Annotated in this window: 15 protein-coding genes; 13 read left to right on the top strand and 2 right to left on the bottom strand. The window is 30.6% G+C overall.

Translation table 11 applies throughout. From position 1 onward, the window contains the following. Positions 1 to 46 precede the first annotated feature (46 nt). From ACH5TW_RS10970 to ACH5TW_RS10915, 12 genes are all read left to right on the top strand, one after another. Positions 47 to 1,261, top strand: coding sequence for an aminotransferase class V-fold PLP-dependent enzyme (locus ACH5TW_RS10970; protein ID WP_439336548.1), 1,215 nt, complete (start codon positions 47 to 49; stop codon positions 1,259 to 1,261). A 57-nt stretch (positions 1,262 to 1,318) separates the two neighbouring features. Next, a complete protein-coding gene (locus ACH5TW_RS10965; RefSeq protein ID WP_439336547.1) occupies positions 1,319 to 2,113 on the top strand; it encodes an META domain-containing protein in 795 nt (264 codons plus the stop codon). Positions 2,114 to 2,151: 38 nt separating this feature from the next. Next, positions 2,152 to 2,574, top strand: a complete 423-nt coding sequence (locus tag ACH5TW_RS10960; RefSeq protein WP_439336546.1) for a SufE family protein — start codon at positions 2,152 to 2,154, stop codon at positions 2,572 to 2,574. A 75-nt stretch (positions 2,575 to 2,649) separates the two neighbouring features. Beyond that, entirely contained in the window at positions 2,650 to 2,973 is a 324-nt protein-coding gene (locus ACH5TW_RS10955) for an SUF system Fe-S cluster assembly protein (protein WP_439336545.1), read from the top strand. A 17-nt stretch (positions 2,974 to 2,990) separates the two neighbouring features. Then, entirely contained in the window at positions 2,991 to 3,326 is a 336-nt protein-coding gene (locus ACH5TW_RS10950; protein WP_439336544.1) for a cupin domain-containing protein, read from the top strand. Positions 3,327 to 3,342: 16 nt separating this feature from the next. Then, positions 3,343 to 3,849: a DUF2480 family protein gene (locus ACH5TW_RS10945; protein WP_439336543.1), complete on the top strand. Its 507-nt coding sequence runs from the start codon at positions 3,343 to 3,345 to the stop codon at positions 3,847 to 3,849. Positions 3,850 to 3,922: 73 nt separating this feature from the next. Then, positions 3,923 to 4,849 carry a DUF3078 domain-containing protein gene (locus ACH5TW_RS10940; RefSeq protein WP_439336542.1) on the top strand — a complete coding sequence of 309 codons (927 nt, stop codon included), beginning with the start codon at positions 3,923 to 3,925 and terminating at the stop codon, positions 4,847 to 4,849. A gap of 213 nt (positions 4,850 to 5,062) precedes the next feature. Continuing rightward, positions 5,063 to 5,434 (top strand): response regulator transcription factor, encoded by a 372-nt coding sequence (locus tag ACH5TW_RS10935; RefSeq protein WP_439336541.1) that lies wholly within the window; start codon positions 5,063 to 5,065, stop codon positions 5,432 to 5,434. Between the two features lie 5 nt (positions 5,435 to 5,439). After that, positions 5,440 to 6,543, top strand: coding sequence for a HEAT repeat domain-containing protein (locus ACH5TW_RS10930; RefSeq protein ID WP_439336540.1), 1,104 nt, complete (start codon positions 5,440 to 5,442; stop codon positions 6,541 to 6,543). A gap of 2 nt (positions 6,544 to 6,545) precedes the next feature. Beyond that, positions 6,546 to 7,976, top strand: coding sequence for a glycosyltransferase family 2 protein (locus tag ACH5TW_RS10925; protein WP_439336539.1), 1,431 nt, complete (start codon positions 6,546 to 6,548; stop codon positions 7,974 to 7,976). Between the two features lie 21 nt (positions 7,977 to 7,997). After that, positions 7,998 to 10,412: a sulfatase-like hydrolase/transferase gene (locus ACH5TW_RS10920; RefSeq protein ID WP_439336538.1), complete on the top strand. Its 2,415-nt coding sequence runs from the start codon at positions 7,998 to 8,000 to the stop codon at positions 10,410 to 10,412. Between the two features lie 12 nt (positions 10,413 to 10,424). Continuing rightward, positions 10,425 to 11,675 (top strand): YaiO family outer membrane beta-barrel protein, encoded by a 1,251-nt coding sequence (locus ACH5TW_RS10915; RefSeq protein ID WP_439336537.1) that lies wholly within the window; start codon positions 10,425 to 10,427, stop codon positions 11,673 to 11,675. A 3-nt stretch (positions 11,676 to 11,678) separates the two neighbouring features. Here ACH5TW_RS10915 and hflX read toward each other — a convergent pair whose 3' ends face one another. Beyond that, entirely contained in the window at positions 11,679 to 12,896 is a 1,218-nt protein-coding gene (gene hflX, locus ACH5TW_RS10910; RefSeq protein ID WP_439336536.1) for a GTPase HflX, read from the bottom strand. A 174-nt stretch (positions 12,897 to 13,070) separates the two neighbouring features. Between hflX and ACH5TW_RS10905 the strand changes: the two genes are divergently transcribed. Next, complete coding sequence (locus ACH5TW_RS10905) at positions 13,071 to 14,039, top strand: endonuclease/exonuclease/phosphatase family protein (protein WP_439336535.1); 969 nt, start codon at positions 13,071 to 13,073, stop codon at positions 14,037 to 14,039. Positions 14,040 to 14,152: 113 nt separating this feature from the next. Here the strand turns inward: ACH5TW_RS10905 and ACH5TW_RS10900 are convergent, their stop codons facing one another. Further along, positions 14,153 to 14,530 (bottom strand): hypothetical protein, encoded by a 378-nt coding sequence (locus tag ACH5TW_RS10900; RefSeq protein WP_439336534.1) that lies wholly within the window; start codon positions 14,528 to 14,530, stop codon positions 14,153 to 14,155. Between the last annotated feature and the right edge of the window lie 41 nt (positions 14,531 to 14,571).

Raw genomic sequence — 14,571 nt, 5'->3', positions numbered from 1 at the left:
AAAAACAAAAAAGGATGCCGCTACTATCGGGGCTAGACATAAAACTATGTTCAAGGTAAACGACATAAGAAAAGATTTCCCCATTCTTTCTCGCAAAGTAAACGGAAAACCATTAGTGTATTTCGATAATGCAGCAACATCACAAACACCACAACAAGTTATAGATGTTATTGTAGATTATTATTCAAACTACAACGCAAATATTCATCGTGGTGTACATACCTTAAGTCAAGAAGCAACCGATTTATACGAACAAGCACGTATTAAAATTCAAAAGCATTTCAATGCAAAACATGCGCATGAAATCATTTTAACATCAGGAACCACACACAGTATAAACCTAGTTGCAAACGGATTTTCTGCCTTATTAAAAAAAGGAGATGAGATTATAGTCTCAGCTTTAGAGCATCATAGTAATATTGTGCCTTGGCAGATGCTTTGCGAACGCACAGGAGCCAGTTTAAAAGTCATCCCAATAAACCAAGATGGTGAATTGGTCATGTCTGTATTTGATAAATTACTATCAGAAAACACAAAACTTGTTTTTGTAAATCACGTATCAAATGCTTTAGGCACTATAAACCCTATTGAGAACATTATAGAAAAAGCACACCAAGTAGGCGCAGCTGTTTTAATTGATGGCGCACAATCTGCTCCACATATAAAACCAGATGTTCAAAAATTAGATGTCGATTTTTACGTTACCTCAGCTCATAAAATGTGTGGACCAACAGGTGTTGGTATGTTGTATGGAAAAGAAGCATGGTTAAACAAATTACCACCCTATCAAGGCGGTGGCGAAATGATTGCCGAAGTCACATTCGAGAAAACAACCTACGCTGGTTTACCTCATAAATTTGAAGCTGGCACACCAAATATTTGTGGAGGTATTGCCTTTGGAGCTGCAATAGATTATATGAATACGATTGGTTTTAATGCTATTGCAGAGTATGAGCATAAACTTTTAGAATATGGTACTAAAAAACTTCTAGAAATAGAAGGTTTAAAAATTTACGGCACTTCAAAACAAAAAGCATCGGTTATTTCATTCAATCTAGAAGGTATACATCCTTACGATGTAGGCAGTATTCTAGATAAATTAGGTGTTGCCGTTAGAACAGGTCACCATTGTGCACAACCTATTATGAATTTCTATTGCATTCCAGGAACTGTTAGAGCTTCGTTTTCGTTTTATAACACAAAAGAAGAAATTAATATTTTAATTGAAGGCATTAAGAAAGCAAAAATGATGCTCTCTTAAATTAAGTTTGGCTTCTTTTTTGTACTTTCCTTTTTAAAATTAAAAACACCTTAGTATATGAAATTTTTTCTAATGCTTTTCAGCATGATTATATTACGATGCTGTGGAGATTCAACAGATTATTCTATGATGATACAAGAACAAAATGATGATACCCTTTTAAAAGAACTGCATGGCACATATCAAATAAACATATTAAATGAGAAAGATGTCTCATCAAGTAAACTCAACATAACGTTTAACGATAGTACGAAGCAAGTTTCAGGGTTTTCAGGATGTAATCGGTTTTTCGGATCTTATTCTTTAAACAATTTAGCATTAAAATTTAGTGATTTAGGCTCCACCAGAATGTTATGTGAAGAAAACAAGAACGATCTAGAAACTAATCTTCTTAAAGCATTTAAAAAAACCAATTTAGTAATTTTTACAGAAAACGGGTTTTCGTTTTATAATAAAAAAAAGTTGCTATTATCTGCTACTAAAGAAGTGGAAAATCAAACAACGAGTTTTGAATATTCTGCATCTTCAAGGGGTACATATAAATATATCAAGATTACTAAAAAAAGTATTTCTATAGCTTCAAAAAGAGATGGTAAACCTGTTATAAAGCAAACTAATAAAGAAAATTGGAACGCCATTTTAAAAACTATTAAAACATTAAATATTGAAGCCATTTCAACTCTTGAAGCACCAAGTAAAAAGTTTCAATTTGATGGTGCTGCATTAGCGCATTTAAAAATAACTAAAGGAGAAGTAACTTATGAATCATCCCCTTTCGATCATGGTAATCCGCCTAAAGAAATTGAAGCACTTGTTAAAGAAATTCTATCAATTTCAGAAAAGATTGAATAGGAACGTTTGATGTTGTATTTTTACATAAAATTTTAAGTATGAGTATTGAAGACATTCAAAACGAAATAATAGACGAATTCTCAATGTTTGAAGACTGGGAAGAACGTTATCAATACATGATTGATTTAGGTAAAGATTTACCTTTAATTGACGAACAATATAAAACCGACAGTAACATTATAAAAGGTTGCCAAAGCAAAGTATGGGTTCATGCAGAAATGAAAGGGGATAAAATAGAGTTTACTGCCGATAGTGACGCTATTATTACTAAAGGTATTATTGCTATTTTAATTCGTACGTTTTCAAATCAGCATCCAAAAGATATTATAGACGCTAATACCGATTTTATTGATCAAATTGGTTTAAAAGAACATTTATCACCAACTAGAGCAAATGGCTTAGTAAGCATGGTGAAACAATTAAAAATGTATGCCATAGCATACCAAACACAATTGAAATAAGGTTAATTCGTTTAACGTTTAGCTGTTTATAAAACCTCTAAACGACTAAACAAATAAACGCATAAACATTAAAAAATGAGCAACACAATAGACACTGCTGAATTAGGTGAAAAAATAGTAAATGTTTTAAAATCTATTTACGATCCAGAAATACCTGTAGACATCTACGAATTAGGTTTAATTTATGATGTTTTTGTAAACGAAGATTACGACGTAAAAATATTAATGACTTTAACAACGCCTAATTGTCCGGTAGCTGAAACTTTACCCTTAGAAGTTGAAGAAAAAGTAAAATCTTTAGACGCTGTAAAAAGCGCAGAAGTTGAGATTACTTTCGATCCGCCATGGACGCAAGAACTTATGAGTGAAGAGGCTAAATTAGAATTAGGAATGCTTTAAAATTAAAACTAAACACCATGATAAAAGAAGTTATAAAACAGGAAGAAGACGTTGTGGCATTAAGCCCTACTTTAAATAGAAAAGTGGTTCATTTAAAAGATTTAATGATTACTGTTATTGAGTTTACAAATGGACCTATGGCACAACCTGATCCACCACACAATCATCCGCATGAACAAATTTCATATGTTGCAAGTGGATCTCTTAAATTATTCATTGAAGATCGTGAATACCTTTTAAATGAAGGCGATGTTTTTAAAGTAGAATCTAATCTTAATCACTGTATTCAAACATTAACAGAGAATGTTAAACTTATTGACGGATTTGCTCCAATACGAGAAGATTTTCTTTAAAATTTAAAAACACATAATGCCAGACGAAATTATAAATCGCGTAGCGAATAGCAAATTAATAACTTTAAACCTTGAAGATTATTATCCTGAAGGTAAACGTATCCTTTTTGATATTAAGAATTGGTTATATGAAGGGTTTGTTTTGCGTGAAAAAGACTTTCGTAACCAAGTAACCGAATTTGATTGGTCGCAATACAAAGATTGTTATGTAGCATTAACTTGTACTTCAGATGCTATAATTCCTGGTTGGGCTTATATGCTTATAAGTATTCATTTAGAATCTTTTTCTAAAAAAACTGTTATTGGTAATCTTAACGCTTTAGAAACAGCTATATATCAAGATATCTTAAACAATTTAAATATTACCGAGTTTAAAGACAAACCTGTGATTATAAAAGGCTGCTCAAAAAAACCGGTGCCTCAGAATGCATATATTATGTTGGCGACAAAACTAAAACCTATTGCTAAGTCAATCATGTATGGTGAAGCTTGCTCTTCTGTTCCGCTTTACAAGAATAAATAATATTTAGTGTGACCAAATACTCCAATAAGGTGTCTAACTATTTATATTTGCAAAAAACATCAAACTTAAAAAAATGAAAAAAGTATTATTATTGCTTATCTTATTTATTGGAATTTCAACAATAAATGCACAAACTAAAGAAGAATTACAAACACAAAAAGCAGAAAAACAAGCTGTAGCAGATGCCGCTCAAGCAGAAGCAAATACTTTACAAGCTAAAATTGATGCCCTTCCAGGATGGAGAAAAGGTGCTTTTGGTACTATTGGCGGTAGTTTATCTAACTTCAATAATTGGTACTCTCAAGGGACGCCTAATAATGCCTCAGGTAATATTGGGTTTACTTTAAATGCCTATGCTAATTTAATCGAAGAAAAATTCTTTTGGAGAAACTCATTAAACACTAATTTGAATTGGGTAAAATTGGATAACAAAGATGATGCTACTGATGATGATAGCTTCAATCCAACAACTGATGTCTTTAATATTTCATCATTATACGGAAGAAACATAACTAAAACACTAGCAGCTTCTGGATTAATGGAATACAGAACAACGTTGCTAGACAACTTTAACGACCCTGGCTATTTAGATTTAGGTATTGGTGCAACTTGGACGCCTATTCAAAATTTAATAGTTGTTATTCATCCTTTAAACTATAACTTTGTTTTTAGCGATAATGATACTGTTTTTGAATCTTCATTAGGAGCCAAAATTGTTGCAGATTACACAAGACAAATAGGAGCTATAAACTTTAAAACAAACTTCTCTACGTTCCAAAGCTATAAAAGTAGCGATTTATCAAACTTTACATGGACAAACTCATTTGGTTATACTTTATGGAAAATGATTGGTGTTGGTTTTGATTTTGGTTTAAGAAGTAACAAACAAGAAGCTTTAAACTACGCTTTAACTCAAGTTCCTGCAACAGCAACTTCTTTTGATGATTTAGACAACAAATTACAAACCTATTATACTATTGGATTAAGCTATAAATTCTAATTAAAAAATATTTTTACTTAAAAGCGCACCTTATAAAGTGTGCTTTTTTTATATCTTAATATTAAGTATAATTAGAAAAAATATGTATTTTAACTGATTTATTTGCATTTAATCGAATTAACGTTTATATTGCGCTCGATTACTAAAGATTCATTTCTCTCTACTTTGGTTTCATATAACTGTTTTGCCCTGAACACTAAATGAACTTAACCGATGAATGAAAATAATACTACCATTGTTTTAGCAGAAGACAACACAACACTTTCCTTACTGCTAAAATTTAGATTAGAAAAAGAAGGATATCAATTATTCATAGCTAAAGACGGAAAAGAAGCTATAGAATTAATAGAAGAACATACACCTGATTTAATTATAACCGATATCATGATGCCCTTTATAAGCGGATTAGAGGTTATTAGTCACGTTAGAATAAAACTAGAAATGGACGCTCCAATAATAGTTTTTTCAGCGGCTGGTCAAGAAGAAATGGTTCTTAAAGCTTTTAATCTTGGCGCTAATGACTTTATGGGTAAGCCATTTAGTCCCAATGAATTAATGATACGTGTAAAACGACTTTTAGGATAAAATTTATGCTAGAATACGACACATATATTAACTACTTAAAAGACAGCCCAACACTGATAAAAGTTGCTTGGAGTACTAGCTGCTTTTTATTATTATTGATTGTGTTGCTCTCCATCTATTTAAAATCTGTAAGAACATATTTAAGAATAAAAGAGTTAGAAGATTTACAGTTTAAAAAAGAATATGAAGCATCACTAATTGAATATCTGTATTCAGGAGATGATAGTGGAAATATTAATTCAATACAAGAATCAATTATTGAAAACATTAAAGTTTCAGTAAACAACAAATCAAAACGAAAAATAATCATAACTGTTCTATATGATTTAATGAATGAAGTTTCAGGAGAAATGTCTGATTCAATAAAAACATTTTATTATAAAACAGGACTTATAAATGATGCACTAAAACGTTTAGAAAGTAAAAAATGGCATATTATAGCAAAAGGTATTGGAGAATTAACACGCTTTAAAATTAATGAGGTACATAATAATGTTTCAAAGTTTATAACGCACCCAAAAAAAGAGATCCGAAAAGAAACACAATTATACCTTGTAAGTCTATATAAATTTGAAGGGCTTTCATTTTTAAATAACATGACAACGGCTTTATCTGAATGGGCTCAAATACAATTACTTGAAATTTTACAAAACTTTGACGATCAACAAATTTGCGATATCAAACCTTGGCTAAAATCATCAAATGATAGCGTGGTATTATTTTCTTTAAAATTGGCGCAAATCTATAATCAATTTGAAGTTCAAGAAACTTTGATAGAATTACTATCGCACACAACTAAAAAAATTAGAATTTCGGCTATAGAAACTTTAACACATTTATATGGCCTTGAGGCAAAAGAAATGCTAAAAGCTAACTTTAATGAATTAAGCTTAGAAGAACAAATTTCATTCTTTGGTATGCTTGAAAAATTAGTAGTCCCTTCAGACGAACCTTTTGTAGAGAAATACTTATTTCATAAAAACTTTGAAATACAGCTTTTAGCTCTCAAAATATTAAAATCAATTAATCTTGATAAATATATGGGCTTAAGCAAAATGCCTATTGACGAAAAAAATTCTTCAATGTTAAAACTAGTAGACTCGTTATAATTATGGATACAAGTAGCGTTCAAATAATCTTAAAATTACTGCATTTTATCTTTTTTGGGTATGCATTTACAGCCATATTATCGTATATTATTTTATCAGTAATTTCAGGAAAAGAAACCATTGAGTATCTTAAAAAAAACAGCTTTGTTAATTATAAAGACATACTGTCTTCTACAATATCGCCTTCGATAACTATTATAGCCCCTGCATATAACGAAAGCCTTAATGTTGTAGAAAACGTAAGATCATTATTATCTAATCACTATGTTAATTACAGTGTTATTATTGTTAATGATGGCAGTAAAGATGATAGCTTAGAAAAGCTAATTGAAGCTTATGATTTAGAAAAAATAGAGTATTTAATTAATAATAAAATTAAAACGAAACCACTAAGAGCTGGAGTTTTTAAATCTAAAAACCCTGCTTTTGAAAAGTTAATGGTGGTTGATAAAGAAAATGGAGGAAAAGCAGATGCACTAAACATGGGCTTGAATATTAGTAAAACAAAATATGTAGCCTGTATAGATGTAGATTGTTTATTACTAGAAGATGCGCTTCAAAAAATGATAAAACCTTTTCTTGATGAAACAGGAACAAAAGTTATTGCTGCTGGAGGTGTTATTAGAATAGCAAATTCTTGTATTATAAAAGGCGGAAAATTAATAGATGTTAATTTACCAAAAAACCTACTTGTTCAATCTCAAATTTTAGAGTATTTACGAGCATTTCTCCTTGGAAGAATGGCTTGGAGCAGACTAAATGGATTGTTAGTAATTTCAGGAGCTTTTGGCATATTCGATAAAGAAATTGCCATAGCCGTTGGAGGTTACGATACTCAAACTGTTGGTGAAGATATGGAGATTATAGTTAGAATGCGACGCTATATGGAAGAACGAAATGAAAAATATAGAGTTTCATATATCCCAGATCCGTTATGTTGGACAGAAGCTCCAGACAGTTATAAAATATTTATATCGCAACGAAATAGATGGACACGTGGCACCATTGAAACTTTAAAAAAGCATAGAAAAATTGGTTTTAATAGAAAATATGGATCATTTGGATTATTAAGCTACCCATATTGGTTAATTTTTGAGCGCATGGCTCCAATTATTGAAACAGTAGGACTTATCTATTTTATTATTTTGGTTGCCTTGCGAGAAGTAAAATGGGAATATGCACTTTCATTTCTAGTATTATCATATTTATTTTCAGTATGCTTTTCTATTATCGCCATTTACTCTGAAGAATTAACTTTTCATCAATACAAAAAAAGAGGTACTGGATATAAACTAGTTTTACTAAGTGCGTTAGAACCTTTTGTATTACACCCATTCATATTATATGCAGCTATTCGAGGTAATTACGATTACTATTTTAATAAGAAAAAGAAATGGGGAAGCATGGTAAGAAAAGGATTGTCAACTGTTTAACTACTTTAAATAAAAATATTCATGCCATATCGTTTCCTAAATAAAGACATTTATAAATATATCAATCTAACCATGGCAATGATTGGTACATTTTGGTTTATGAGCTTATTTGAGCTTATTATGACTAAATCAAATCACACTAACTTTTTATTAGCAGTTATATTTAAGTTTATAAACGACTTTTGGTGTGGTATAATCATTGGATTATTACTATTTCCTATTTCATACTTATGTAATTTATTTCTAAAAAAACACGTTTTTACTTTAGTTAAAGTACTTTTTGTTCTTTTTGTAATTATTCAATTTTCATTAGTAAAGTATAGCTTAACTACATTACTAAACTTAGGAGCAGATCTTTTAGGATATTCCTTTGATGATATTTTTAATACAGTTTCAGCGTCAGAATCATTTTCGATTACTTATTTTATTCCTTATATAGCCTTTCCGCTTCTATTCTTCTTATTATTCTATTTAATAACAAAATATTCAAACGAACGCATCTTAATTGGTGCAGGCGTTATTGTTTTCTTACTATTTGGAAGTTTAAAATTAGTACTAACAAATATATCTGATGTTAATTATCAAAACAAAATAGTTTTTTTAACCTATGACATTTATAAATTTCAAAATGAAAAAAACAAATTAAATGCTTATACCACAGATAGAAATGACTACCCTTTACTAAAGCCTTTTAGTAATTCTAAAGATGTTTTATCTCCTTTTTTTAATACCAAAGAAGAAAAGCCAAATATTGTTGTTATAATAGTTGAAGGTTTGGGAAGCGAATTTATGAATAACGGAAGTTATAGTGGCTTTACACCTTATTTAGATGGGTTAGTTTCAAAATCGTTATACTGGAATAATTTTGTAAGTACTACAGGAAGAACATTTGGTGTTGTGCCATCATTGTTGGGCTCTTTACCATTTGGTGAATCAGGTTTTTTAGAATTACCTAAAACACCATCTCATATTTCATTAGTAAGTATTTTAAAAGCTAACGGATATTCAACTTCATTTTATTCTGGAGACCAATCTAGTTTTGATAAAAAAATAAACTTCTTTGAATATAATGACATTGATAATATTATAGACGAAAACAAATACGGTCCTGAATACACTAAAACACAAGCTAACTCTGGTGGGTTTTCTTGGGGCTACCCAGATTCCGAAATATTCAGAAAAACTTTAGCATCAATAGATAATACAGAAAAACCAAGATTAGATGTTATTATGACGCTTTCTAACCACGAGCCTTTTAATTTTCCTAACAAAGAACTTTACGAACTTAAAGTTGATAGTATTTTAAATACCAATAGAAATCTTAAAATTTCAAAAGAAGACGTATTAAATAATAAAAACATTTATACAAGTTTATATTACACAGATGCTTCTATAAAAGGTTTTATGACTACTTACGAAAAGCGTAAGGATTTCAATAATACTATTTTTATTATTACAGGAGATCACAGGCTTATCCCAATTTCACAAAAAGATAAATTATGCAGATTTCATGTACCATTATACATTTATAGCCCACTTTTAAAGCAAGCAGAAGTATTCAAATCGGTTTCATCACATTGGGATGTAACTCCTAGTATACTATCTTTTTTAATGAAAAATTATAAGTTTAACAACCTTCAAGAAACTGCTTGGATGAGCGAAGGTTTAGATACCGCCAAACAATTTAGAAACATTCACAAAATACCTTTAATGCGTTATAAAGGGAGTATTAACGATTATATATACAAAGACTATCTTTTTTCTGATGGTGAATTATATAAAATAAATGAAAACTTTGGCACATATAAAGTTCAAGAAGAAGCGCTTTCTAAAGAAATAGCAGATTCCTTAATGGCCTTCAAAAAAATGAATGCCTATGTTACACAACGAAATAAAATTTTCCCCGATTCATTAAATATATATGTAAAACCTCATATGGAGTTTTCAAAAGAACAATTAGCTATGATTAATACAATGGCAAAAGACTTAACTTTTGACCAAACTTTTGAAATAGCTAGAGAAAAAGCTTTTAACAAAAAACGTAAAGAATCTAGATTACTTTGTGATTATATTTTAAACGAACTCCCAAATCATTCAGATGCTAGAACTCTAAAAGGTAGAACTTATGCATGGGATGGTAATTACGAAAAATCCGAAACCGAATTATTAAACGTTATTAAAAGATCGCCTTTCTATTACGACAGTTATATGGCTCTTTTAGATTTATACTGGTGGTCTAGTCAAGATGAAAAATCGGAAACAATATACAAACAGGCATTAAAAAATAAAATAACAGAACCCGAACTTAGTCTTAAAATGGCTAAAGCTTATGTTAGAATGCAAAAAACAGAAAAAGCTATTAAATTAATGGATAGTATTACTAGTAAACACCCTAGCAATAGTGATTACAAAATTTTTAAATCTACCTTAAAATAAAAGGTTCCTACTATGAAAAAACACATCTCTATAATATTAATGCTTATTAGTTTTTGTTTTTACGGACAACAAAAAGTATATAATGGCAACCCAGATACTTCCTTTAAATTAGCAAGAGAGCTAGCATTTAATAACAATCGAAAACAAGCGCAAGACACCTTACTATCTATTTTAACAAAATACCCAAACTACAACGATATACGTTCTTTTCTAGGAAGCACTTATTCTTGGGATGGCAACTATAAAAAAGCAAAAGAAGCCTTTAGTTATGTTTTAAAGAATGACCCAAAAAGATTAGACACATGGGAAGCAGCAATTAAAAATGAATTGTATAGCGAAGCACCATTTAACGCATTAAAATTAGCAAACACTGGCTTAGAACATTTTCCTGAAAGCCCAGAATTACTGTACTTAAAAGCTAGTGCCGAAGAAGCTTCAAACAAACCTGAAGAAGCATTACAAACTATTGAAAAACTATTAGAAAACAACCCCAAAAACGAAAAAGCACTAAGTTATAAAACCACTTTATCCAACACTCTCAGACACAATATAGTGGGTATTAGAAATTCTTTAGAGCTATATTCTGATGTATTCGATCCGATGCAATATTATTTCTTCAAATATGTAAGACAAACTAAATATGGATCCTTACATGCTAAAGTAAATTTTAGTCGTCGATTTGCTTCTAACGGAGTACAATTTGAAGTTGATGCATACCCAAGGATTGCTGAAGGCATATATGCTTACTTAAATTTTGGAGTATCTAATTCTTTTCTGTTTCCAGATATTAGATATGGTGCCGAAATATATAAATCATTACCTAAAAGTTTCGAGGCATCATTAGGGTTTCGATCTTTAAAATATAGTGAAACTACAAATATTTACACAGGTTCTTTAGGTTGGTATACAGGCAATAATTATTGGTCTTTTAGAAGTTATGTTACACCAGGCGATTCAGGATCTAGTATGTCGGGAACACTTACCTTTAGAAGATATAGAAGTAATGCCGATAACTTTTTTAGCATAGAAGCAGGCATAGGCTTTTCTCCCGAAATTTATCTTTTTGAATTTGAAGGCAATGAAAACACTATTGTAAATTTAGATTCTCAAAAAGTAAATTTAGGCTACTTTTTTACTTCAAAAAACAATAAAAATGCTTGGGGTATACGCACAGGCATCGTACATCAAGAAATTAGTTTCGACCCAGGAACTTATTTCTGGATTTTTGATGTTGGTCTTTCTTGGGAACTTAAATTTAGATAAAATTTATTGCATCTCATTTACATCATAATCAGGATACAAGAATTTATTATAAGGAAAACGTGTAACATGAATTTCACGAACCTCATCGTAAACACGCTTTTTAAAGTCTTCTAAATTTTGCTTATTTAATGCCGAAATAAACAAGGCATTATTACCTACTTTACTCATCCACGTACTTTTCCATTCCTCTAACGAGTTATGTCTTTCGGTACGTTCTGTTTCTAAATCATCCTCATCAATATGCTCTTGCTGATACGCATCAATTTTATTAAAAACCATAATGGTTGGTTTATCACCACTTTTTATTTCACCTAAAATTTTCTCAACAGACGCAATATGCTCTTCAAAATTAGGATGAGAAATATCAACTACGTGTAATAATAAATCGGCTTCTCTAACTTCATCAAGTGTACTTTTAAAACTATCTACCAATTGCGTTGGTAGCTTTCTTATAAATCCAACTGTGTCAGTTAATAAAAATGGTAAGTTTTGTATCACCACTTTTCTAACGGTAGTATCTAAAGTTGCAAACAATTTATTTTCGGCAAAAACTTCACTTTTGCTTATTACATTCATTAAAGTAGACTTCCCAACGTTAGTATACCCAACTAATGCCACACGCACCATTTTACCACGATTACCACGTTGCACAGACATTTGTTTATCAATGGTTTTTATTCGCTTTTTTAGTAAAGCAATTTTATCGCGTACAATACGTCTATCAGTCTCAATTTCAGTTTCACCAGGACCACGCATTCCAATTCCCCCTTTTTGACGTTCAAGGTGTGTCCACATACCACGTAATCTAGGTAACAAATACTCACATTGCGCCAATTCTACTTGGGTTCTTGCATAACTTGTTTGCGCACGTTGTGCAAAAATATCAAGGATTAAGTTGGTTCTATCTAAAACCTTAACATTAAGAATTTTACTAATATTTCGTTCTTGCGCTGCCGATAATTCATCATCAAAAATAGCGGTTCCAATATCATTTTCTTCAATAAACACGCGAACATCTTCCATTTTACCGGTACCTATAAACGTTTTAGAATTAGGCATGTCCATTTTTTGAGTAAAGCGTTTAATCGCATACCCACCCGCAGTGAATGTTAAAAACTCCAACTCATCTAAATATTCTTTAGACTTTTCTTCATTTTGTTCTTTAGTTATAACACCTATTAAAACAGCGCGTTCTAAAGATAAATCTTTCTCTTCTATCATATAAATAAGTAATATGCAAAGTTACATAATTGTGAGCGTTTTATTTGAAAAAGGACTCCAAGATATAAAACATCAACGTTTCCTTTAAAATTGTTATTCTCGCTAAAGCGGAAATCTAAAATATAGAATTTAAGAAAATTATATTTTTAATATTTTTAAACCTATTTTTGATCTATGACAGAAACTTTTGAAGACATTCCGGTAAGACCCGATTTACAAACCATTGCTTTTTATAATATTGAAAATTTATTTGACATTTACGATGATAAGCTTACTAATGACAACGACTTCCTGCCTACTTCTGTAAAAAAGTGGACACCAAAACGTTATGATAATAAACTTAGAAAACTAAGTTTTGCCATTTCTAATATTGGAAAAAAAGAAACAGGTAAACACCCTGCACTTATTGGACTAGCTGAAGTTGAAAATGCTAAAGTTATTGAAGATTTAATAAGCTCAAAACATCTTGAAGATTGTAATTATGGCTATGTACATTACGATTCGTTAGACGAACGAGGTATTGACGTAGCGCTGTTATACGATAAAAATGCTTTTGATGTATTAACATCTGAACCTTTTACTATTGAATTAACTGATGATGATGGATCGCCTGATTACACAAGAGACATACTACTTGTTACAGGTTTATTAGATGGCGAAAAAATACACGTACTTGTTAATCATTGGTCGTCTAGACGTGAAGGCGAAAAGGAAACCGAATTTAAACGCATTGCTTCTTCTGATAAAGCAGGAGAAATTATTTCTAACATACGCTTTGAAGATGAAAACGCTAAAATTGTAGTAATAGGCGATTTTAACGATGACCCTTCAAGCAATAGTATTAAACGTTTGGTAGAAGGTTTTGATTTGTTTAACCCTATGGAAACTTTACGTTCTTATAACCGAGGGACCACAAACTACAACCGCCAATGGAACTTATTCGATCAAATAATAATTTCTACTAATTTTTTTAAAAGCTCTGATAATTTATTTGAATACAGTACTGCCAATATTTTTGATGAAGATTTTCTAAAACTTTTTAACGGAAAATTTAAAGGCACGCCTTTTAGAACCTACGTTGGTAAAAAATATAAAGGAGGTTATAGCGATCATTTTCCTGTGTATGCTATTTTTAAGAAGTAATTTATAAAACCTATAATGCAGTTTTTGTCATGTCGACGTAAGGAGACATCGCATCTGGCATATAACCCTTATTATGTGATGTCTCCTTGCGTCGACATAACAAAAAACGTCATTTAAATAGCCATAGAAAGTACATAAGCCAACCCTAAAACAAGAATAGGCAGCAAGAATAATAACCAAATATTATACGTGCTAGACTTCTTTTTATTCATTTTTGCATTAATCATCATGCGGCGTTTACCAGTATATACTAGCCAGTTTTTAAAGCATACAAAGCCTGAAACCAAAACAAATATAATCCACGCTTTTTCCTGAGACATGGTACTCACATGCATTTGACTAAAAAAACCTGTAAAAAAAAGACCTAAAAGCAATAACAATGCGCATTGTACAACAGACACATATAGTATAGCAATAGTATTAGCTTTTTGCTTGTATTTAGGTTTGAAATATGAAAAGATATTGTAAAATAGTATGTCGAATGTGTTCATTTAAAATATTTCAAGCGAAAATACTATTAAAATTTATAAAG

This window comes from Thalassobellus sediminis, from assembly GCF_044386045.1.
GTDB lineage: Bacteria > Bacteroidota > Bacteroidia > Flavobacteriales > Flavobacteriaceae > Thalassobellus > Thalassobellus sediminis.
Note: the sequence above shows the minus strand (reverse complement) of the source record. Positions and strands in the feature narration are given on the sequence as shown.

Excerpts from the sequence above, each read along its gene's own strand:
- ACH5TW_RS10970 (WP_439336548.1), top strand. The coding sequence starts at position 47 with ATGTTCAAGGTAAACGACATAAGAAAAGATTTCCCCATTCTTTCTCGC.
- ACH5TW_RS10965 (WP_439336547.1), top strand. The coding sequence starts at position 1,319 with ATGAAATTTTTTCTAATGCTTTTCAGCATGATTATATTACGATGCTGT.
- ACH5TW_RS10960 (WP_439336546.1), top strand. The coding sequence starts at position 2,152 with ATGAGTATTGAAGACATTCAAAACGAAATAATAGACGAATTCTCAATG.
- ACH5TW_RS10955 (WP_439336545.1), top strand. The coding sequence starts at position 2,650 with ATGAGCAACACAATAGACACTGCTGAATTAGGTGAAAAAATAGTAAAT.
- ACH5TW_RS10950 (WP_439336544.1), top strand. The coding sequence starts at position 2,991 with ATGATAAAAGAAGTTATAAAACAGGAAGAAGACGTTGTGGCATTAAGC.
- ACH5TW_RS10945 (WP_439336543.1), top strand. The coding sequence starts at position 3,343 with ATGCCAGACGAAATTATAAATCGCGTAGCGAATAGCAAATTAATAACT.
- ACH5TW_RS10940 (WP_439336542.1), top strand. The coding sequence starts at position 3,923 with ATGAAAAAAGTATTATTATTGCTTATCTTATTTATTGGAATTTCAACA.
- ACH5TW_RS10935 (WP_439336541.1), top strand. The coding sequence starts at position 5,063 with ATGAATGAAAATAATACTACCATTGTTTTAGCAGAAGACAACACAACA.
- ACH5TW_RS10930 (WP_439336540.1), top strand. The coding sequence starts at position 5,440 with ATGCTAGAATACGACACATATATTAACTACTTAAAAGACAGCCCAACA.
- ACH5TW_RS10925 (WP_439336539.1), top strand. The coding sequence starts at position 6,546 with ATGGATACAAGTAGCGTTCAAATAATCTTAAAATTACTGCATTTTATC.
- ACH5TW_RS10920 (WP_439336538.1), top strand. The coding sequence starts at position 7,998 with ATGCCATATCGTTTCCTAAATAAAGACATTTATAAATATATCAATCTA.
- ACH5TW_RS10915 (WP_439336537.1), top strand. The coding sequence starts at position 10,425 with ATGAAAAAACACATCTCTATAATATTAATGCTTATTAGTTTTTGTTTT.
- hflX (WP_439336536.1), bottom strand. The coding sequence starts at position 12,896 with ATGATAGAAGAGAAAGATTTATCTTTAGAACGCGCTGTTTTAATAGGT.
- ACH5TW_RS10905 (WP_439336535.1), top strand. The coding sequence starts at position 13,071 with ATGACAGAAACTTTTGAAGACATTCCGGTAAGACCCGATTTACAAACC.
- ACH5TW_RS10900 (WP_439336534.1), bottom strand. The coding sequence starts at position 14,530 with ATGAACACATTCGACATACTATTTTACAATATCTTTTCATATTTCAAA.